Origin of the sequence: Streptomyces sp. F63, from assembly GCF_018070345.1 — a bacterium.
Classification (GTDB): Bacteria; Actinomycetota; Actinomycetes; order Streptomycetales; family Streptomycetaceae; genus Streptomyces.
In genome coordinates this window covers 15,462-35,489 of the sequence record NZ_JAGPXX010000045.1, presented here as the reverse complement: position 1 = coordinate 35,489, position 20,028 = coordinate 15,462, and the positions used below count along the sequence as shown (strand labels likewise).

The 20,028-nt window shown below is 70.4% G+C and carries 15 protein-coding genes and 1 pseudogene; 4 read left to right on the top strand and 12 right to left on the bottom strand.

What is annotated here, in order from left to right:
• Positions 1–72: 72 nt before the first annotated feature.
• The 6 genes and pseudogenes from KBZ10_RS27560 to KBZ10_RS27535 all read right to left on the bottom strand — a co-directional run bounded on the left by KBZ10_RS27560 (position 73) and on the right by KBZ10_RS27535 (position 5,558).
• The gene (locus tag KBZ10_RS27560; protein WP_210990457.1) at positions 73–369 is read right to left on the bottom strand and encodes a hypothetical protein; all 297 of its coding nucleotides are present in this window, start codon (positions 367–369) and stop codon (positions 73–75) included.
• Between the two features lie 111 nt (positions 370–480).
• Positions 481–1,601: pseudogene (locus KBZ10_RS27555) on the bottom strand (hypothetical protein); the annotation flags it as partial.
• Positions 1,598–1,864, bottom strand: a complete 267-nt coding sequence (locus KBZ10_RS27550) for a hypothetical protein (protein WP_210990456.1) — start codon at positions 1,862–1,864, stop codon at positions 1,598–1,600. The pseudogene KBZ10_RS27555 and the gene KBZ10_RS27550, both read right to left, overlap by 4 nt.
• The gene (locus KBZ10_RS27545; protein WP_307847639.1) at positions 1,861–2,313 is read right to left on the bottom strand and encodes a hypothetical protein; all 453 of its coding nucleotides are present in this window, start codon (positions 2,311–2,313) and stop codon (positions 1,861–1,863) included. Before KBZ10_RS27545 ends, KBZ10_RS27550 begins: the two co-directional genes overlap by 4 nt.
• Positions 2,314–3,055: 742 nt before the next feature.
• Complete coding sequence (locus tag KBZ10_RS27540; protein ID WP_210990455.1) at positions 3,056–4,294, bottom strand: AAA family ATPase; 1,239 nt, start codon at positions 4,292–4,294, stop codon at positions 3,056–3,058.
• A gap of 295 nt (positions 4,295–4,589) precedes the next feature.
• On the bottom strand, positions 4,590–5,558 hold the full coding sequence (locus KBZ10_RS27535; protein WP_210990454.1) for a LysR family transcriptional regulator: 969 nt from the start codon (positions 5,556–5,558) through the stop codon (positions 4,590–4,592).
• Between the two features lie 119 nt (positions 5,559–5,677).
• Here KBZ10_RS27535 and KBZ10_RS27530 point away from each other — a divergent pair, with 119 nt between their 5' ends.
• Positions 5,678–6,625: a serine hydrolase gene (locus KBZ10_RS27530; protein ID WP_210990459.1), complete on the top strand. Its 948-nt coding sequence runs from the start codon at positions 5,678–5,680 to the stop codon at positions 6,623–6,625.
• An 82-nt stretch (positions 6,626–6,707) separates the two neighbouring features.
• Positions 6,708–7,829 (top strand): MBL fold metallo-hydrolase, encoded by a 1,122-nt coding sequence (locus KBZ10_RS27525; protein WP_210990453.1) that lies wholly within the window; start codon positions 6,708–6,710, stop codon positions 7,827–7,829.
• Here the strand turns inward: KBZ10_RS27525 and KBZ10_RS29905 are convergent.
• The 4 genes from KBZ10_RS29905 to KBZ10_RS27505 all read right to left on the bottom strand — a co-directional run bounded on the left by KBZ10_RS29905 (position 7,777) and on the right by KBZ10_RS27505 (position 9,762).
• Positions 7,777–8,106, bottom strand: coding sequence for a bifunctional 2-polyprenyl-6-hydroxyphenol methylase/3-demethylubiquinol 3-O-methyltransferase UbiG (locus tag KBZ10_RS29905; RefSeq protein ID WP_282107893.1), 330 nt, complete (start codon positions 8,104–8,106; stop codon positions 7,777–7,779). The genes KBZ10_RS27525 and KBZ10_RS29905 overlap by 53 nt on opposite strands.
• A 310-nt stretch (positions 8,107–8,416) precedes the next feature.
• On the bottom strand, positions 8,417–8,743 hold the full coding sequence (locus KBZ10_RS27515; RefSeq protein ID WP_210990452.1) for a hypothetical protein: 327 nt from the start codon (positions 8,741–8,743) through the stop codon (positions 8,417–8,419).
• The gene (locus tag KBZ10_RS27510; protein ID WP_210990451.1) at positions 8,715–9,233 is read right to left on the bottom strand and encodes a hypothetical protein; all 519 of its coding nucleotides are present in this window, start codon (positions 9,231–9,233) and stop codon (positions 8,715–8,717) included. The genes KBZ10_RS27515 and KBZ10_RS27510 overlap by 29 nt, the downstream gene beginning before the upstream one ends.
• A 235-nt stretch (positions 9,234–9,468) precedes the next feature.
• Positions 9,469–9,762, bottom strand: a complete 294-nt coding sequence (locus tag KBZ10_RS27505) for a hypothetical protein (protein ID WP_210990450.1) — start codon at positions 9,760–9,762, stop codon at positions 9,469–9,471.
• Between the two features lie 541 nt (positions 9,763–10,303).
• On the opposite strand from KBZ10_RS27505, the gene KBZ10_RS27500 reads away from it, so the two are divergent.
• Both KBZ10_RS27500 and KBZ10_RS27495 read left to right on the top strand, forming a co-directional pair.
• Positions 10,304–11,146: a helix-turn-helix transcriptional regulator gene (locus KBZ10_RS27500; protein WP_210990449.1), complete on the top strand. Its 843-nt coding sequence runs from the start codon at positions 10,304–10,306 to the stop codon at positions 11,144–11,146.
• Positions 11,128–11,337 carry a DUF397 domain-containing protein gene (locus KBZ10_RS27495; RefSeq protein ID WP_210990448.1) on the top strand — a complete coding sequence of 70 codons (210 nt, stop codon included), beginning with the start codon at positions 11,128–11,130 and terminating at the stop codon, positions 11,335–11,337. Before KBZ10_RS27500 ends, KBZ10_RS27495 begins: the two co-directional genes overlap by 19 nt.
• 101 nt (positions 11,338–11,438) lie before the next feature.
• On the opposite strand, the gene pglX is transcribed toward KBZ10_RS27495, so the two are convergent.
• Positions 11,439–15,056 (bottom strand): BREX-2 system adenine-specific DNA-methyltransferase PglX, encoded by a 3,618-nt coding sequence (gene pglX / locus KBZ10_RS27490; RefSeq protein ID WP_210990447.1) that lies wholly within the window; start codon positions 15,054–15,056, stop codon positions 11,439–11,441.
• A complete protein-coding gene (gene pglW / locus KBZ10_RS27485; protein ID WP_210990446.1) occupies positions 15,053–20,023 on the bottom strand; it encodes a BREX system serine/threonine kinase PglW in 4,971 nt (1,656 codons plus the stop codon). The genes pglX and pglW overlap by 4 nt, the downstream gene beginning before the upstream one ends.
• Positions 20,024–20,028: the final 5 nt, after the last annotated feature.

Below are 20,028 nucleotides of genomic sequence, written 5' to 3'. Positions count from 1 at the left end.
ACGCGGTCTGCGGATGCACGCCCTGCGTCTTCGCCCATTCCGTCAGATTCACGCTCTGACAACGACCCTCACTCATACATGGTTACGCTCACTTACCCGACTTCGAGGACCAGCAGATGGCGACCCCCGCCCGGAGGAATCGTCCGTGCGGCCCAGTTCCCGTGCGGCGGCCGCGACCGTGGTCTTCTCGTCGGATGGCTCGAACTGTGCGTAGCCCATGATCACTTGGAGAGCTTTGCCCGCCTCCGCCGACACGGCCTTGCCGCCGCAGAGGCGTTCGGCCGCCACGGAGGTGTCGGGTTCCTTCTCGCCGCTCCCGTCGTCCCCTCCGCTGCAACCCGCCACGGTGAGTGCCAGAGAGCCGGCCACGGTCGCACAGAGGATGCCTCGCGTCCCTCTACGACTGGTCACGGTCGTCATCAACATCCTTCTGCGTCGTCGGCATCGTCCGCCCCGCCCCGCCTCGGCCCGTCCCTGGCCTCAGCCCGTCTCCGGGTCGTTGCCCTGCTGGTTCTCGCGCTCGTTGCCCGTCGAGTAGCCGAGCCTCATCGATTCCTTGAGGTCCTGGACGAAAACCCTGTCGGGCTCCACGTCGATGTTCCGAAGGAAGCCCTCCATCGGGGCTTCGGCCATGCTCTCACCCGCGGAGTAGATCTTGCGCCTCTCGATCTGGGTGAGCTCCTCCACCTTCTCCTTGTGCTCGTCCACCGAGTTGTCGGAGATGTCGCCGACCATCTGCTGATGCCCTGTTCCAGGGCACCGCTCGCGGTGTCCGTCGCCAGCGGGATGAGGACCGCCGCTGTGCCCACGGCCGCGGTCGCGGGTAGGAAGGCGACGCCCGCCGCTACAGCCGCCGTTGCCCCGAACTCGACCCAGCCGGCACGCTTGGCGACCGCCTTCTCGTACTCCTCGTGCGTCTTGAGGTTCGTGGCCTCGACCTGGTCGGCGCGTGACTGGTCGAGCATGCCCTGCACCTCGGCGCGCACGTGCACCGTTGACCGCGCCGCGCCCGTGTCGATCTTCCCGTCCGGGCCGACCTGCGTCTCCAGCACGCTGCGGGTGTAGACCTGCTCCGCGGTGGAGACCGTCGCGTAGGCGTCCGGGTACTGGCCGAGGGAGCTGAGGAAGCCCCGGACGACGCTGCGCCCGTTCCCGTCATCGGTGTCCGAGAAGTCGAGGCGCCCTTCCGGGTTCCTGCCCAGCGCGAAGACACTGCTCCGATCGTTCTTGTCCAGGGCCCAGTTGATGTCGTCGATGTATCCGGCGCCCATGGTCCCCAGGCTGTCGGCCATGGCCTCCTGCGTCTTGAGCAGGCCCGCGTCCGATCCGTACTTCTCCATGACCTTCTGCATGATCGCGGCGTTGTCCGCGTCCCGGGTCACGCTCCCGTCCGGCTGCCCGGCCGGATAGCCGAGAGTCGCGGCCTCCAGCGCCTTGCCGAGGGCGTCCGGCATGTGGTTGAGCGAGCCCTCGAGCTCCTTCTGGTCGAGCGAGTTGACGTCGCCGAAGGTTTCCCACTTCTCCGTGCCGAAGAAGTCGAGATAGTTGTCGATCGGCTTGCCGTCGGCCTTTCCGAGGTCGGCCGTCGCGCCGTGGTTCACATGTCTCGTTCGCGGAGTGCTTGCAGGCTGCGGGTGTTGGCCTCCGCGACCTGGGCGCGGAGCAGTTCGGCCGGGTCGAGGGGGCGGACGTCCGCCGGGTCGGCCGCCCACTCCCGGCCGCCGGAGAGCGGGCGGAGCCGGAGGTACGGGCCCTCGTGGCCCGTGACGATCCCGACCCGGGCCCGGGCGGTGTCGTGGACGGCCGTGCCGGGCGGGGGAGGGGCCGGCTCGGGTGTGGGGGCGGCGGGGTGCGGAGTGGTCACCGGGCGGCGCCCCGTACGGCTCCCCGGGCGATGACGGCGGCCAGTGCGAGGGCGACGGGGGCCGAGCAGACGCCGAGGTGGACGAGGGCGTAGCGGGCGCTCTCCGGGGTGCGGTGGTGCTCGCCGGCCGGGGCGGGCTTCGCCGCGGCCTCGTCCGTCCGCCGGGCCCGGGGCGGCTCGGCCGGGTCGTCGGCGTCCTCGGCGTCGTCGGGCTCGTCGGGCTCGTCGGGGAGCGCGTCGCCCCAGGGGGTGCGGACGTCCATGGCGGGGAGCTGGATACCGGCGTCGGTGAGCGCGACGGCAAGCGCGTCCCGGGCGGCCAGGGCCTCTTGGAGCTTGGGGGCGAGGAACTGGGGGCCGGTGCGCCGGGTGCGCTCCGGGGCGGGGTCGGGACCGGCGCCATGGCGGGGGTCGAGACCGGCGGCGGGGTGGGGTGTGGAGTTCGGCACGAGGTTTCCTTCCGGCGGGGTGGTGGGGGAGCGGATGCGTGTGCGGTATGAGGCTCACGTCCGCTGAATCACCGTGTGTAGTTGGCGCATTACGAGAATGCCGCCGAGGTGGGACCGGCCGGAATGTGCGGGCGGTCGGGCTCCCCGCCCTGTGGGGCACGTTCCACACGTTCCACGTCGCCATGGGTTGCGATGGGTGCGGGCGTGGGGGAGTGTGCCGTGTGCCGTGTGCGAGCGGCCGCCTGTCGCCTGTCGCCTGTCGCCTGTTGCCCTCTGCGCAGGTGCGGGCCCGCACCGGGCGCGTGCCGGGCTGCCCGGCTCCTCCGGTGCTTTGATCGCCGAGGCGTGGATGTCGGTGAACCCGTGGCGCTTGAGGAGAGCGGCTCCACGCTGTGGGGTGTCCTGGCCGCCGGATGGGCCTTGCGCGTGAGTGCCCGTGCCTGCCGCGTGCGGTTGTTGACGACCGACGCGGAAGGTGTGCTTAACTGGCGCGTGAGACCAGTCATTTTCCAAGCTCTTCCGGCGAGTCGAGCACCCAGATCCCGCGCTTTCGCGGGTGCGGGTATGGCTGGTCTTTCTTCTTTCGCGGTCTCAGGTGTGTGTCGTACGGACCTTGACTGCTGCTGTGCTGTCTCACGGGGTCCCAGGCGGAGGGCCGGTGCGCGGGGCGACGCGGTGAGACGGGTGTCGTGCCCTGGGAGCCCGGCTTGTGCCGGAGGCCATGGTGGCCGCCGGCACCGTGTCACTCGGGCGCGAGGCGGCTGAGGTCCGTCACGAAGTCCGTGTAGGACTGGTTCGTCCCTTCCGGGGCGTCGATGAGCCCGGCATCCCGGGCGGCCCGCATGATGTCCCTGGTCAGGGCGGGGATCACCGACGCGCCTTCTGCGTCGCGTTCACAAATGATCAGTTCCTCGGGGCGCAACCGGTCCGCGAGAGCAGGCGAATGTGTGGCGACCAGGAACTGACTGCGCCTGCTCGCTTCACGCAGCCGTTCGACGAGCAGTTCCAGCGCCTGTGGATGAAGCCCGTGGTCGATCTCCTCGACGCAGGTCAGCGCGGCGGGGTGGGGATCGTAGAGGAGGGCGAGCAGGCCCAGCAGCCGCACCGTGCCGTAGGAGGCGTCCGCCAGCGGCGTGGGGCGTCGCAGGCCCTTCTCCTGGAGTATCACGGTGATCTCGTCGGCGGAGCCCCCGCTCATCGCGAATTCGATGGCGCGCAGTTGCGGCAGCACCGACCGGGCGTCGGCCAGCAGACGGTCCCAGACATCGCCGTCCTGGCTCAGTTCGAACAGGAAGTCCGCGAGGTTGCGCGCGTCCGGAGCGAGCTGGTTGTTGGCGCCGTAGTGGGCCCGTGACGGCCGCCGGGCGGCGTCCACGTCCACGTCGAAGACCCGCAGCGACGACAGGCGGCGCGCCACGCTGGTGACCTCGGCGCCCCCCTCGGTCCTCGCGAGCCTCGGCAGCGTGGAGAGGCCGCTGCTCAGCTTGCTGATGCCGATGTTGCTCTCTCCGGTCCTCCGGTCGTTCTGGGTGTCCGTGACGGTGGCCTGCTCCCCGGAGACCGTGATCCTGCGTCCCCGGCCACGGGTGCGCTTGAACACGAACTTCTCCTGGCGGAAGAGGATGTACCGGCGGCTCTGCCCCCGCTCTCCGGGGAACGCCCGGCGCCGGATGGTCAGTTCGTAGTTGTCCGGGGCGTTGACCGTGGAGTTGGTGGTCCACGTCGCCGTCAGCCCGATCTTCAGTGAGGTCGGCGGTTTCTCACCGCCCCAGAAGGCCACTTCGTCGAAGCCGCCGCGGGATTCCAGCGCGGGCTGGAGGTCCGTACGGATGATGTCCGCGAGGAAGCTGAACACCTTCAGCACGTTCGACTTCCCCACGCCGTTCGGACCGACGAGGACGGTGAGGTCGCCCAGCGGAATGCTGACGTCACGCAGGCTGCGGAAGTTTTCCGCATCGAGGCGGAGGAGTTGTGCGGCCATGACCGGCAGCCTACCCGGGCCTGTCACGCGTAGTGATCTGTCGCACCGATCGGCGTAGGGCGGCGGCCGGACCCCGGCCAGGCCGATCGCCGGGACTCCGTCGCTGGAACCTTCCCCTGTGCCGCGCGTGTGCACGACAGCACGCTGAAGCTCCCCGTGTGGCCGGATGCGTGACGCGGCCATCGCGTCCGCCTCGGCCGGCCGTGCCGTCCGCCGCGTCCGGCAGAGCCACGGAGCGACAGGGCCAGGGGCGGACGGGGCGGCGTGTGCGCTGCGCGGACACCGGTGCGGGGACCTATCCGTAGACCACCGACCACGGGCGCGGGGCATCGTCCGGTGGGAGGGGGGCGCCCGCGCGCCGTGAGGCCGCGGTGTGGTCGCGGGCCAGGACGCCGGCCGCGAGTTCCGCGAAGCGGCGGGCGGCCGGGTGGGCTCCGCGGCCGGCGGGCCAGGCGCCGCTGATGCGCAGGGTGAGGGGACGGTCCGCAAGGGGACGCCAGGCGACGCGGGGCTCCTTGCGGGCCACCGGCCCCTGGTCGAAGGCGACTCCGTGCCCCGCCGTCACCAGGGCGAGCAGGAATTCGGGGTTGGAGGCGTGCTGGAGACGGCCGGGGACGAAGCCTTCGGTGCGGCACACGTCGAGGATGCGGTCGTACCAGCCGGGCGCGTGGGCCCGCGGGAAGAGCACCAGGTCGTGGCCGGAGAGCTCGGCGAGCGTCACCTCCGGCAGCCGGGCCAGCGGCGAGGTGCGGGGGAGGACGATCCCCAGGTCCAGTGAGATCGCGGGGCCGAGCCGCAGGTCGGTGGTGTCGACGGGGTGGTGGACGAGTCCGGCGTCCAGGCCGCCGGAGGAGAGCAGCCGCACCTGCTCCCCGGTGGCGACCTCCTGCAGGTCGACGGACAGCTCCGGGGAGTGCTGCGAGCAGGCGGAGAGCAGCGCGGACAGTACGGCGGCCGTGGTGTCGGGCGGTACGCCGGCGCGGAGCGTGCCGAGGCCGCCGTCGGCGGCGCGGCGGGCCAGTGCGCGTAACCTCTGCTCCCGGGCGAGGAGTTCGTGGGCCTCGTCCAGCAGCGCCGTCCCGGCGGCGCTCAGCTGGACGCCGCGCTGCGAGCGGTCGAACAACTCGGCACCGAGTTCCTTCTCCAGTCTGCGGATCGCCTGGCTGAGCGGTGGCTGGGCCATGCCGAGCCGTTCGGCGGCTCGGCTGAAGTGCAGCTCGTCGGCTACGGTGACGAAAAGTCGCAGGTGGCGTAAGAGATCCACGATCACGGATCGTACGCGAAGGACCTGTGCGGGGGATGGGCCGATCGGTCGGGGGCCGGCGAACCGAGGACCGGGCCGGCATGACCGTGAATGGCCGACGGACACAGGGGGACGGAACAGTGATCGAGGAACGGGTCCGGCAGGTCTTCGCCGGGGTTGGCGCCAGGGGACAACTGCACGTGGCCCCCGTCCACGCGAGCACGGCGGCCGGTGCGGCAGCCGGCACAGCGGCCGGTGCGGAGGCCGGTGCGGAGCCGGACGGCCGCGAAGTCGCCGTGGGTGCGGACGACCTCGTCGTGATCGCCTCGATCTTCAAGGTGCTGCTGGTGCTGGAGTTCGCCCGGCAGGTCGTCGCCGGCCAGCTCGACCCGAGGGAGCGGGTGCGGGTGACCGCGGCCGACCGGCTCGGCGGCTGGGGAACCGCAGGCTGTCTCGACGACGTCGAGCTGTCCCTGCGCGACCTGGCCCACTTCACGATGTCGGTCAGCGACAACACGGCGGCCGACCTGCTGCTGGCCCGCGTCGGCCTGGACACCGTGCGGCTGCTCGCGCAGGAACTCGGCCTGCGGCGGACCCGGATCGTGGGCGGCCCGCGCGCCCTGCTGGAGGCGATGCTCGCGGAGGTCGGGGCACGGGACGAGAAGGAGTTCGCCGTCCGCTACCCGGCCCTGCCCGACGAGCGCAAGAGACGGCTCGCCGTGCTGGATCCCCGCCACACCACGGCCGCCACACCCCGCGAGATCACACGGCTGCTCCGGCTCGTCTGGACCGATGCCGCGGGGCCGCCGGAAGCCTGCGCGTTCGTACGCGACCTGATGGGCCGCCAGGTCTTTCGCCACCGGCTGGTGTCGGGTTTTCCGGACGACGTCACGGTCGCGGCCAAGACGGGGACCCTGCCGGGGCTGCACATGGAGGCGGGCGTCGCCCGCTACCCCGACGGCGCGTGCTACGCGATCGCCGTCTTCGCCCGCACGCACGACCTGACCGCCTCCCGCACCACCGTGGACACCGCGATAGGCCGCGCGGCCGGAATCGCGGTGGAATTCCTGCGGGGCGGCGGCCGGTGACCGGGTCACATATGCGTTCGCATATCGAGGGCCCGAACTTTGGTCTTGGACAGGCCGGTTCACGCCCTGATCTCCTGACGCCATGCCTCAGAACACACATGTCGCGGACGGATCGGACGAAGCCTCCAACCGCGGGCTCGGCCGCCGTACGCTGCTGCGTGGTGCCGCCCTCGGCGCGGCCTCCCCGCTGGTTCCGGCCACAGCGGCCACAGCGGCCACAGCGGCCACAGCGGCCACAGCGGCCACAGCGGCCACAGCGGCCACAGCGGCCACAGCGGCCACAGCGGCCACAGCGGCCACCATCACCACGGCGCCCGCACCCGCGGGCCGCGGCCGGGGCGGTGACGGAGCCGCCGGGCCGGTGTCGTACCGCTGGCTCGGCACCGCCGGCTGGCGCATCGACGTGGGTGACCGGACCGTGCTCTTCGATCCGTACCTCACCCGCTTCCCCACGGGCCTGTTCGACGGCGCCTTCGATCCGCGGACGCGGCTGCGGACCCGGCCCGAGGTCGTGGACGCGCACGCGGGCCACCCCGAACTCGTCCTCGTCAGCCACTCCCACTGGGACCACCTCGCCGACGTACCGCACATCGCCCGGACCACCGGCGCCCGCGTCGTCGGCACCGAGACCACGTACCACCTGCTGGTCGCCCTGGGCGTCGACGCGGGGCAGATCTCCGTGGTCAAGGGCGGCGAGGTGCTGGACTTCGGCGGGATCACCGTCGAGGTCGTGCCGAGCCTGCACAGCCGCAACAAGAAGTGCTCCTACTTCGCCCCGGGCACGCTGAACGCCCCGCCCGCGACGGCCCCGGACACCATCTCCGACCTGCCCGAGGGCGACACCCTCGCCTTCCAGGTGACGGCCGGGGACAGCGGCCCGTCGGCGTTCCTCATGGGGGCCAGCGACTTCTCCGAGCGGGCCGTGCGGGGGCTGCGCCCCGGCCTCGCGATGATCGCCGTCCCTGCCGGCACTGCCACCCACCGCTACGTTCCCCGGCTGCTGCGCGCGCTGGACACCCCCGGCGTGGTCGTCCCCGTCCACTGGGACAACTTCGAGGTGCCGCTGAGCGGTTCCCCGGTACGCGACCCCGCGATGGACCTGGACACGTTCCTCGCCCAGGTCGAGAAGGCGGCTCCCGCGACCCGGGTCGTCATCCCGGACTACGACACCGTGTACGACGGCGGCATGCGCCCCTCTCGGTGAGGCGCAACGATGTCGTCTGCTCGGGGTCGGTGAACCACACGGCACCCCACACCGAGTAGATGGCGTCGAACAACTGGGCTTCCTCTGCGAGATAGTCGCGTACGTCCGCGCAGACGAAGGTGAGCCCCGGCACGTCGTCCCACCATGTTCGGGCGCGCTCCACTTGGACGGGGGAGAGGTCGACGCCCGTCACCTCTACGCCGTGCCGGGTCAGGTACACGGCTTCCCTGCCTTCCGCGGGGCCGAGGTCCAGAGCGCGGCGCGGTTCGCCGAGCAGTTCGGCACCGGGGCCGTGACCGGGGTACTGGGTCCACTCGAAGCAGTCCGCGTGAGGAGCGGGCTGGTCGCCCTCTTACCGGTGGGGCATATAGGTGTCCCAGTACTCGGCTGGAGTGCGGGGCGCGCGGGGCATGAGACTCCTCCGAAAACGGTGAGGCCGACGGAGCCGGCCACCGTATCCGGTGACGCCCGATGCTCCGCCGGAACTGACGCAACACCGTCGCGCCTTGCGTAAGCCAGTGCCCGGGGACGCTCGCGCGCGGCGTCCCCGGGCTGGTCATTACCGCTGCATGGTGGGGCCCCGTCCGTCAGGTGAGGGAGCCGACGCGTGAGGCGAACGCCCGGACGCCGGGCAGGGTGCGGTCGTGCCGCATGAGGTGGGGGCTCATGCTCCGCACGGCGCCGCGGCGGACTTCCTGGGGCGCGGCCTGTTCGGCGGCCAGCAGCGCCTGGTAGCAGCGGTCGGCTTTGCCCCACTGCTCGAACGCGCGGGCGACATCGATCCAGTACCGGGCCCGGCGTTCGGTGGTGGGCAGGCGGGCGGTGTCGACGCGGCGGGCGTGTCGGAGTACGTGGCGCTTCTGGTGAGCACGGTGATGGACTCCGTCAGATGGGGTTGAAGGACCAGAAGACACCGACCTCTTCGGGTGAGACGACGATGACTCCGAAGTCACCGTCGTACTCGGTGAGAGGGTTCCAGCCGGTGACCCCGGTCGTGAGGTCCGGCGACGGGGTGGTGCGTGCTTCGGTGATGTTGCTGTAGCAGGAGATCCGGTCCCCGAACCTGTCGAGCAGAGTACGGGCGTCGGCGGACGCTGCCCTGGTCTCCTCCTCCGTGCCGGGTGGACCCCATTCATACGTCGTGATCACCAGCAGGCGGGCAGCCGTCTCGGCCGTGACGGGGGACAGTCGCCTCGTCAGCTCCGTATCCGACAGTGGCACAAAGGGAAAGGAGGGGCTGTTCTTCGCCGGTTCCCCGTCCCTCTCCTTGTCCCAGTCGAGCGTGATCCATCCGCGGGGATCGCCGACCTCCCGGTTCATCACCGCCAGTGCGTCCTTCTGCCAACCGGCGGGGGTTCTGGGGCCTGTTGCCGCGAAGGAGTACACGTCGTCCAGAAGGCGCACGACAGTGTTCTCCCACGCGGCTCGAGTCAGGGTTCGCACTCTCTCTCCAGACGGGATCGGTCAGCGCGCCGGCGTCTTGCGCCAAGAGGACCCGGGGACATTCGTGGTGCCCCCGGGCCTAATCGTTCCCGGCGGGTCCGTGGCAGTTCCTGCCGGGCGGGCAGGGCCCGCACTCGGCGCGGTTGGCCTCCCACAGCTTCCGGTCGACCGCGAAGCCGTTGTCCGCGGTGAGCGGCTACACGCGGCCGGTGCCATCGGTCTCCCCGCTGACGGATGCCCACCAGGCGATCACTCGAGCGGCCATCGCGTCCGGCCGCTGGACCCGAGGGTCGAGACCGAAGTGATGCTCCAGTTCGTGCCGTAGGAACTCGCCGATCTCCGTCTGGTCGGCGCCGCCATGGAGGCGCTGTAGCAAAGGGGCGAGCATGCAGTCGTACTCGTCCTGCACCTCGTCGGCGACGCCAATCGGATCCCACTCATTGAGCAGATGCCGCAGGCCGTTCTCGGGGACATCGGTTCCGGGTCGCATCGCCCCAGGGTGCCACCCGGGAGCCGCCTTCATCCTCGTCTCCGCTGTGATCCAAACGAAACCGCCCAGGCGCCTCGGCGCCGACGGAAGCGACGGCTCGCGTCCGGTGAACCACATGGCGCCCTGCCCGACTTGACGAGGCCCACTCGGCATCGCAGGTCTTGGCCTCGGATCGAGTCGGTTCGGCGAGGGTGTCCCGCGCGGCAGGGTCTCTTGGAGCTTCGGGGCGAGGCGAGAAACTGTGGGTGTCGGGTTTCGGCACGGTGGCGTCCCTCCGGCGGGGGTGGTGAGGATGAGGATTCAGGATCCGTACATCGCGCCCGCGTCGGCTGTCTTACCGTGTGTAGTCGGAGCATTACGAGAATGCTGCCGGGCTGGTGCCGTGCAGGCGGTCCGGCTTCCCGGGCCACGCGCTCCGCGCCTTCCACGCGAGTTGCGGTGGGTGCGGGTGAAGGCGCGTGCCGGTGTGAGTGAGTACGGGTACGAAGGGCTTCCGGGGCGGTCGGGGACGGCCGGGCCGGAGCGCCGGAGGGGAGTTGCCTTGCCGCAGCGACGTCTTGTCACGGGCCGCAGCCGGGAGCCGCGTCAGCGGTTCGCGGAGGAGTTACGGCAGTTGCGGGCCGGGAAGGGCGTCAGCCTGCGGCAGCTCGGTGAACGGCTGGGCTGGGACTGGTCGTTGTTCGGGAAGATGGAGAAGGGCGAGACGCTGGGCGGCCCGGAGGTCGTCCAGGCCCTGGACACGTACTTCGGGACGCCGGGGATGCTGCTGGCCCTGTGGGAGCTGGCGCGGGCGGATCACACGCAGTTTCGCGAGCGCTACCGGATCTACATGGCGCTGGAAGCGGAAGCCGTCAGCCTGTGGCACTTCGCGGTAAGCGTGCTGCCGGGTCTGTTGCAGACCCCGGATTACGCGCGCGAGGTCCTGGCTGCGGGCGGTCTCAGGGAGCCGGAACTGACGCAACAGGTTGAGGCTCGGATGAGCCGCAGGGAGATCTTGGAGGGCCTGGAGGCGCCACCGTTCCGTGTCATTCTCTCCGAGACGGTGTTGCGCACGCCGCTCAGTGATGAGCAGGCGTGGAGAGATCAGCTCACGTACTTGATCGAGGCGACTGAGCGCCTGAGCGTAACGCTGCATGTGCTGCCGTTCAGGGCCGGTATGCACGGACTGGACAGTACGGCCGTCAAGTTCCTGCGACTGCCGGACTCGCGGACCGTGGCTTACGTTGAGACCGCCTATCGTGGCGAACTCATCGAAGAATGCGGGGCTGTTGAGCATCTGCAACGTGCGTACGATGCGATGCGCGACCTGGCACTGTCCCCAGCCGAGTCGCGGAAGTTCGTCCTGCGCATGTTGGAGGAAGTGCCGTGCGAGCAATCGACCTGAGCGCCGTCAACTGGCGCAAGAGCAGTTACAGCAACTCGACTGGAGGCGACTGCGTCGAGGTCTCCTGCGAGTCTGCTGCCGCCGTCCCCGTGCGTGACAGCAAGGACCCACACGGCCCGGTGATCGCGTTCACGGCAGGTGGCTGGGGCTCCTTCATAGCGGCCGTGAAGCGCGGTGAGTTGGGCGCCTGAGCAGCGCGCGTTGCAGGCTTGGAAACGGTACGACGGCTCCTCACCCACCGGCCAGGCGGGTGAGGAGCCGTCGTCGTGTTCGCGTCGGCTCGGGTCTGGCGCTACTTCTTGGGGGCGCGGCGTCCTCGCGTGGTGGCGGCCGGGCGCCAGGACCGCAGGTCGTCGTCCGTGAGGCCGTGTTCGCCTTGGGTCATTAGCCGGTCGCCTCTGATGAACTCGGCCGGGGAGACGCCGAAGGTCGGGTCGGACTCGTGGTGCCACTGGTCCAGCCAGGGCTGGAGTTCCAGGAGGCCGGCGAGGAACGGTGTCACCTCCTCGGTGCTCATGGCCTCGCGGGTGGCTATGTAGGTGTCGATGGCGTACGCCTGCTCGCGGTGGTCCCAGCCGGCCCAGCCGTAGAGGTCGGGTGTGGCGACGTTGGCGGCGCCGTAGGATATGAACCGCTCCTTGGGCACGTCGAGCTTGCCACGCGCCCGCCAGTAAGAGGTGCGCAGGAAGTCGGCCGAGACGTACTTCGGCGGTACGGGAATGGAGTTCCGGATCTTCTTCTTGGCGGGCTCGTCGGGCGCGGCGTCCTCCTGACGCTGGAGGTCCCAGACGTGCTCCCAGTCCGCCCGTTTCTTGAGTCCGGACGGCTTGTAGCGCAGGGCTGCGAGGAACGGCACGTGCTCGTCGGTCATCAACTCGCGGACGATGGTTGGCAATTCTTTGCGAGGGGCGTAGATCGCGGCCACGGAGACGAATGCCTCGTCACGGGAGAGGGTGTCCGTGAGCCGGGAGAGCGTGACGATGGCGGGCATCCCGTTGTCGTCGTACCAGTGCTCCCGCTTCTCGATCCGGTCAAGCAGCCAGGACCGCAGGGCCTTCTCCTGGAGGGCGTCCCAACCCTCGGTGGCCCAGCGCCGCTTGTACTCGGGCCGCTCGATCATGCCGATGGCCCGACTTGACTCGATGGCATCGATCCGCTTCTGCACGACCTCGCGGTACGCGGCGGGCCAGTGAGCCGGAATCTCTGTGATGGGCGTGGAACCGTGCCGTTTGAACCACTCGTCACTCGCCTCACCGGCGATAAGGCGCCTCGCCAGCACGATCTCAAAGGCCCTTTCGCCAAGGTCGAGTTGAGGAATGTTCGGAGAGATAGGGTCCTCAGACGCGCGAAGATCTTCTGGGTATAGTCCGTACAGAGCGTAGACCTGCCAGTCCAACTCTTCCTGCAGCGTGATCATTCGAGCGCGGATTTTCTTGTAGCGGGCCTGGGAGTCACCCAGCGTGACACTTGGAATGTCCTGCATGGTCAACTCTGCCAGAGTGGAACTGATCGCTTCGGCGGATTCAACAAGAGCGGTGCCCAGATTTTCCGGGCGTGAACGGGGTAGTGGTATTTCGGCCAAGTTGGTGCTGTTGAATTCGTAGAATTTTTCCCATTCTTCGCTCGCGATGCCGCCACCAATTCCGCCGTGGCCTTTGTCGTGGCATACTTGCTTGAGCCAGAAACAGGCAGTCGAACTATTGAGGATGGCTAGTATTTGGTGTAGTTCCTCCCTGCTCCATGGCTCTCGTGGTTCAAGGATCAGTGCGGAATGCTGGAATACGTCACGCGGTCGACTAAGGGCGAAATGATTGTGCGTTGCGACGAAGGCTAAGGAAACGGTTGGCTGAGCCCGATAGCGCGACTTGAAAAACATCGAGTACTCGAACCATGCGAGACCACGTTGAACCTGGGTCTTTCCGAATGCCGTGCGTTCGCGAAGTACGCGACGCGCGGGCCATAGAGCCTTCTCAAGAGCAACAGGGGCTGTGGGTCTCAGATCTTCTTCGGTGTATGGCCACAATGACTCTTCAGGGTCCAATATAACGTAATCCCGCAACTTGGTGCCCTCGACGAGGGGACGCCGCTGACCATCCGGGATCCGATGGCGCTGGAGGAAACCCCGCCCAACCATAAAGGCGCTATCCTCGCGGGTTACTGCACTCGCGCCGATGTTGCTCACCAGTTCTGAGAGCCTTTGGTGGCTGTTTCCATGGATTTGGTCGATCAGTTCCCGGCCTCCTGCAGTTAGAATCCATGGGTGTGAGGAGAAGTGCTGCATTCGGTCGAGATCGTCAACGGCTACCCACTCGTCACTTGATCCCGGAGCGTCGATCTGTTTGACGATTGATCTCCAGACGTACGATTCATCGGGCCGATCAGGAGCGGATGGTTCTCCACGTATGCTCCGAACCGTTCGGATTGTTGCTGAACCGCATTGTCCGCGACGGGGCTTTCCGATAAGAATGACGGTTGGGGTTCCGTGTCCGGGGATATGTGCGCCGGATGTGTCGATAACTTCGGTGAGCTCTACTTCTTGTGTGAAATATCTCTCGATCAGTCGAGTGCCAAATTCACGTTTCATAAAGGAGTTTGCAGTGATTTGGCCGACTATTCCGTAGCCGTCTCCGGCGTCGACATCTCCCGATTTTGCCAATTCGAAGAATCGCTGAGTGAACGGAACTGATAATGCATAACCCCCGGTGCAGGTATCGTAAAGGTTCCGATAGATCTCGTTGAGCTTCTTGTCCTTTACGGTGACGTAGGGCGGGTTTCCCACCACTATGTGATACCGTCCCGGCCGCAGAATCTCCGAGTGGTTACCAAGGTCCTCAGTCCCGTACTTGAAGTCGGCAAGCTCATCGGCCCCCTCTTCATCCAGCCCGTCGAAGAGGTTGCCCTGCTTGTGTCGGTGCTTGATGAGCGAGTCACCCACCGCCAAATGCAGTGGCCACGCATACTGCCCCGCCTCCGCCATCGTGGTCACCCCACCCGCCGCCATCGCCGCGACCAGCAGCCGGAACCGGGCAATAGCCACCGCGAACGGGTTCAGGTCCACCCCGTGCACCGAGTCCAGCGCGGCCCGCACCCGCTCGTGTACGTCCCGGCCCGGCTGGCCCTCCGCCCACCGCCGGACCAGCCGCCGGAAGGCGCCCAGGACGAAGTGGCCGGACCCGCACGTCGGGTCGATCATCTTCAGGTCCTCGTAGCCGAACTCCCGGATCGCCGGTTCCATCGTCCGGTCGAGGATGAACTCCTCCACGAACTCCGGGGTCTGGAGCAGCGCGTACGTCTTGCGCGCGGCCTCGCTCAGGTCCTGGTACAGGTCGCCGAGGAAGCGGGTGTCCCAGCCGCGGGTGCCGTCGCCGTCCTCCTCCAGCGGGTCGGTGAAGTCGTGCACCAGCGCGCCGTCCTCGTCGCGCTCGCGCCAGAATTCGACCAGTTCCCGCGCCCCGTCGTGGGACAGCGGGATCTGGTAGAGCGGGTTGTGGCGGCGGTCGAACAGCAGCCGGCCCGCCTGTCCGGAGCCCAGTTCGGCGAAGGCCAGCTCCAGCCAGCCCCGGTACGTCGGGTCGTCGCTGTCCGAGACGTACTGGTCGAAGCGGGCGAGGGCCAGTTCGCGCCCGTCGTCGTCCGGGGCCGTGATGTACGGCTCGGGGATCAGCCGGTTGTCCTCGCAGAACCGTATGAAGACCGTGCCCAGCACCCAGGCCACGGCGACTTGGGTGACGCGCTCGTCCAGCCAGGAGTTCCACGTCGCCGCTGTGCGGCCCAGCTTGCGGGCCCGCTCGTACTCGGAGCGGAGCCGCGTCCCGACCTCCTCCACGGCCCCCACCTGCCGCGCGAGGTCGGTCTCCACCGCCTTCACCTGGGGCTTGAGGGCGTCCAACAGGGCCTTGCGGTCGATCACTTGCCGTCTCCCTCGGTTAACTGCTCACCCGCCCGAGACCGGTGGTCGTTGTTGACCCACGAGTCCGGGAGTTCGATCCACTCGCCCATCGCGGACTGGAAGGGCACCGCGACGGTGCCGAGTCTCGGCTCGCGGGCCGGGTCGCCCTGCGGTACCAGCAGCCACAGGCCGCGTCCGCCGCGCCGGGCCAGGTCGGCGAGGCGGCCCAGGACGCCCATGGCGTCGTAGCGGGCGAACGCCTGCGCGTCCGTCAGCAGCAGCGGGCCCGTACCCGTACCGGCGCCCGTACCTGTACCCGTGCCCGTCCCGGCCGGGGTCTCCGTCCCGCCGGCCCGGGTCTCCGCGTCGGCTCCCGCCCCGGTGCCCGTTCCCGGCCCGGCGCCCGTCCCCGCCCCGGCCCCGGCCAGGAGTTCCCGCAGGCGCGGTTCCACCGTGCCCCAGGCGGTCCGCGCGTACTGGGCGAACTTCACGGCGCCCCGCGAACCGGGCTCCGCCGCGTCGGCCTTGAGCAGCGTCTCCCAGGTCGGCTTGGTGCCCGGCGGGACGAGTGCGCGCAGGGCGTCCAGGAAGAGGGCCGTCACCGACACCACCTGGGCGCCGGTGCGGTCGGGGCGGCCGAGCTGCTCGACCGCTTGGCGGGACAGGCCGTCCCGTACGGTCAGCACCCGGTAGCCGTCCCGGCGGGCCGAGGCGGTGAGTTGTTCCTCGGCCCGTACGGCGCCCGCGAGCGTCGGGTCGTCGGAGTAGCGGGTCACCGCGCCCACGTCGGTGGAGTGGCGTCCGGCGCGGGTGGTGACGTAGCTGGAGGCGCTGTCCATCCGCGTCGGCAGATAGCGCAGGGTCCGGCCGTCCTCGTGGGTGGCGAGCTTCAGGTCGAAGCCCGCGTCGCGCAGTGCCCTGGTCAGGGCGGGGCCGGTGGGGAGGTCGTGGGTGTGGCCGCCGCGCCCGTCCGGGAGGACGAGTTCGGGGAAGCGGGCCCGGACCCGCTCGTGCACGGCCTCCGGGGTCAGGCCCGGCTGGAGGCCCTCGCGCAGTCCGGGGGTGAGGCGGACCAGGCCGGCCTGGGTGAGGCGGAGGGCGCGGACCAGGGAGAGGTCGCGCGGGTAGATCTCCAGGCGCGGGGTGGCCGCCGCGTTGGCGGAGGCGGCCGCGGCGAGTTCGGCCAGACGGCGTTCGTCCCAGTCGAGGGTGCCCGGCGGCGGGGCGAGGGCGGTGAGTTCACCGAGGACGGTGGTGGCCGTGGGCAGGGTGTCCAGCTCGGCCAGGGCGTCGGCCTTCCGGCCCAGCCGCATGGCGTACTCCAGCAGGCCCGGGGCGGTGGGGGTGTCCGGCGGGTCGGCCGGGCGGCCGGTCTCCTCGTCGGCCTCGCGGACGTCCAGCGCGAGGAGGCCCGCGCCCAGGGACTCCTCCGTCGCCTTGCGGTTGGCCTGGTGCTGGAACTCGGCCGTCTCCGGGACGAACTGCTCGACCTCCACGACCGCCCGCACCGCCGCGAGCGCCAGGGCGCGCCGCTGCTCGCGCTCGGCGAGCAGCGTGCCGCGGCGCACGGCCAGCGCGTCGGCGATCTCGGCGGCGGAGGCCACCCGGCCCAGGTCCTCCAGCAGTTCGAGGATCTCCGCGCGGAGTTCCCGTACCGCCGGGTGCTTCTGCCAGCGCTTGCGCTCCTCCTTCATGAGGCGCGACACCTGCGGCGCGGACGGGCCGACCCGGCCCGCCACGTCCTTCTGGAAGGGCCACACACCGATGCCGGGCAGTTCGCCGCGCTCGTCGGGCAGGCGCAGCAGCAGCCGCACCGTCTCGGCCTTGGCGCGGTTCGAGCCGTTGTTGTTCACCTCGGGCACGAGGATCGTGGCGAGCGTGTCCAGGCTGACGGAGCGCAGGGCCGCCCCGGGCAGGGCGCCCGCCGGGCCGGGTGTGGACCCTCCCGCCGCGAGGGCGCCGGCGACGGCGGACTCGGCGTCCGTGAGCTGCTCCAGCTCCTCCTTCGCCTCCGCCCGGCCGCGCGGGGTGAGCGGCGACACCGGGGCCTCGCGCAGCAGCCGGCCCCACTCGCGCTGTCGGCGCTGCAGTTCGGCGCGCGTCTTGGCGCCGAGGCCGGGGGCGTTGAGGAGCTTGCGGCGGCTGTAGTCGAGGAACTGGCCGACGTCCGTGAGGTCCAGGCCGTAGAGGAACGACTCGGCGGCGGGGGTGAGGCCGGCCTGCGACAGGTGCGTGGCGCGGGTGACGTTCCGGGCGAGCTGCTCGCGCTGCTGGTCGGCTGTGGGCGGCTCGGCGTCGGGGATCGGGGCGGGGGCCGGGGCGGGCGTCGCGCCGGGCGCGGGTGCCGTGCCGGGCGGGGTGGCCGCGGGGGCCGGTGCGGTCCCGCCGTTCGCGCCCGGTGTGCCGGATGCGCCGGGTGTGCCGGGTGTGCCGGGTGCGCCGTTCCCGCCGGGCTGCTGCCCGGGGTGGCGCGGCGGGCGGTGGCTGGACGGGCGGTGGCTGGACGGCACCGTGCGGGAGGCGTCCAGGAAGATCTTCCGCCAGGCGTCCCGCATCGGCTTCAGCTCGGGGAAGCGCCGGGCCGCGTCGCGGCGCAGGGCCTTCTCGAAGAACGCGGTCAGGCCCTCGGCGATGGGGCGTTCGAAGGCGTCCGACTCGATCCTCGGGTGCGGGAACTCCTTGGCGTCCGTCTGGCGCGGCAGCACCGAGCCGTCGCCCCACTTGGGCAGCTCGCCCGAGGCCATCTGGTGCAGGGTGACGGCGAGGGCGTAGCGCTCGGCGTGCGAGTCGTACGCGGTGCGGGTCAGCGTGCCGATGAACGGGTCCAGGTAGCCCTCGGTGCCCGCCTCGTAGTCCCTCGCCGGGTAGCCCGCGAGGGAGAAGTCGATGAGGACGAGCTCGCGGGTGCGGTTGGGGCGGACGCGGATCGCTATGTTGTCCGGCTTGATGTCGCGGTGCCAGACGCCCTCGCCCTCCAGGAAGTCGACGGCGCCGAAGAGGTAGTCGCCGTAGGCTTCGAGCTGGTCCATGGGCAGCCGGCCCCGCTCGCGGAGCTGCCGGGCGACGGTCTCCTCGCGGTGGCGGGTGCGGCCGGTGGCGGACTCGGCGCCGCCGCCCGCGGTACCGTCCCGCTCGTCGCCCACGTACTCCAGGGCCAGGACGGTGCGCCCGCCGATGCGCAGCGGCTCCGGCTCGATGAGGCGGATGACGCGGGAGTCGGGGCGCAGCCGGCCCATCACCTCGGCCTCGCGGGCCAGGATCTCGCCGCGGCTGTCGGAGAGCGCCACTTTGAGCACGGCGAGGGAGCGGGTGCGGCGGGCCTCCGCCTCGCGGTCGCGGACGAGGAAGGCGCGGCTGGTGGAGCCGGTGCCCAGCCGCCGCACCACCTCCCAACGGCCCGCCAGGACATCGCCCTTGGCCGCCTCCAAGGGGTCCTTGCCGGGGGCCTCCGCCTCGTCGGCGGCGGTGGCGGACGGTGCGGTGAGCGCGTCCTCGACGCACTCCAGCATCTCCAGGAACTCGTCGACCGTGGACAGGCGCTGCTCGGGGCGGTAGGCGGTGGCGGCCTGCACGAGCTCGTCGATGTCCTCCGGCAGATCGTCCACCAGGGAGCTGGGGCGCAGGCCCTCGCCCGCCTCCAGGCGGGCCAGCAGCTCGGCCTGGCTCGCAGCCGGGGGGCGGCCGGTGACGAGGAGGTAGGTGAGGACGCCGAGGCCGTAGACGTCCAGATAGACCGGGTCGGCGTTGAGCGCGGTCAGTTCGGGGGCGAGATAGGGGTCGGAGTCGTCGGCCAGGTGGCGGGTGGAGAGGGCGGTGGGCGCGAAGCGGGTCATGCCCCGGCCGGAGCCGCCGGTGGAGCCGGAGCCGCGGTGGGTCGCCACCTGCCAGTCGGAGATCTGCAGGTGCGGGTGGAGCCAGGCGGCCTCCTCCCCGGCCGACGCCGGACCGCCCTCGCCGCCGGGGCCGTTCGGGACGCGGGTGCGCGGGACGACGTGTACGGAACGGGCCGCCAGCGCGCGGTGGTAGATGCGGCTGGAGTGCGCCGAGCGCATCGTCTCCGCGAGCTGCCGGACGAGCGCCATGCGGCCGAACACGTCGAGCTTCGCGCCGTACTGGAGCAGATAGGCGTCCAGGCGCAGGGTCCGGGGGTGGTGGTCCAGGATCAGCGCGGGGCCCGCGGAGTGCCCGGACGGGTCGTACTGCTTGAGCTGGACGACGCCGGGATGCCGGAAGCGGCGCAGCACCGCCGCCTCGCGCCGGGCCGCGTTCTCCACGGACTCGCGGATGGAGGCGTCCGAGCCGCGCTCCCGGAGGTAGACGCGGACGCGGGCGGTCTCCGGCAGCTCGCTGTGGCGGGCCCCGTAGTCGGCCCAGGTCGGGCCGGTGTCGAGCGGCTTGCGGTCCAGGAGGTAGGGGCCGACCTTGTACTCGGCGTCGCTGCGCCGGATGCCGATCCGCTCCAGCGCGGACTTGATCTCGCGGGAGTCGGTGGGGCTGATGCGGTGGCGCGCGTCGCGCGGCGGCTGCTGCAGCATCGCCACGAGTTCGTCGAGCTTGTGGACGCCGTTCAGGTCGTGGGCGGGGAGGCGGACGCGCAGGGAGCCCTCGGTGAAGCAGACGGCCTCGCCGACGTAGACCCGCTTGCCGTGGCCGAGGAGCAGGCCGGCCAGCTCCTTGGCCTTCCGGTTGACCAGGTGCAGCGGGTTGCCGTGGGGGACGCGGCGGCCGGTGGGGGTGGTCTGGACCCAGGTGCCGTTCTCGCCGGTGACCGAGCCGTGCCAGTTCTTCAGCTCGATCAGGTGGACGCCGCCGGGGGAGACGACGAGCAGGTCGACCTCGCGGACGTGGCCGGTGTTCGCCGTGAAGGTGAAGTTCGACCAGGCGCGCCACGGCTCCGAGTCGGGCAGCCGTTCCTTGACGGCCCGCAGCCCGCGGCGTTCGTGATCGAACTCGGACTCGGTGACCGTGGTCCACCGGCCGTCCCGCATGCGCT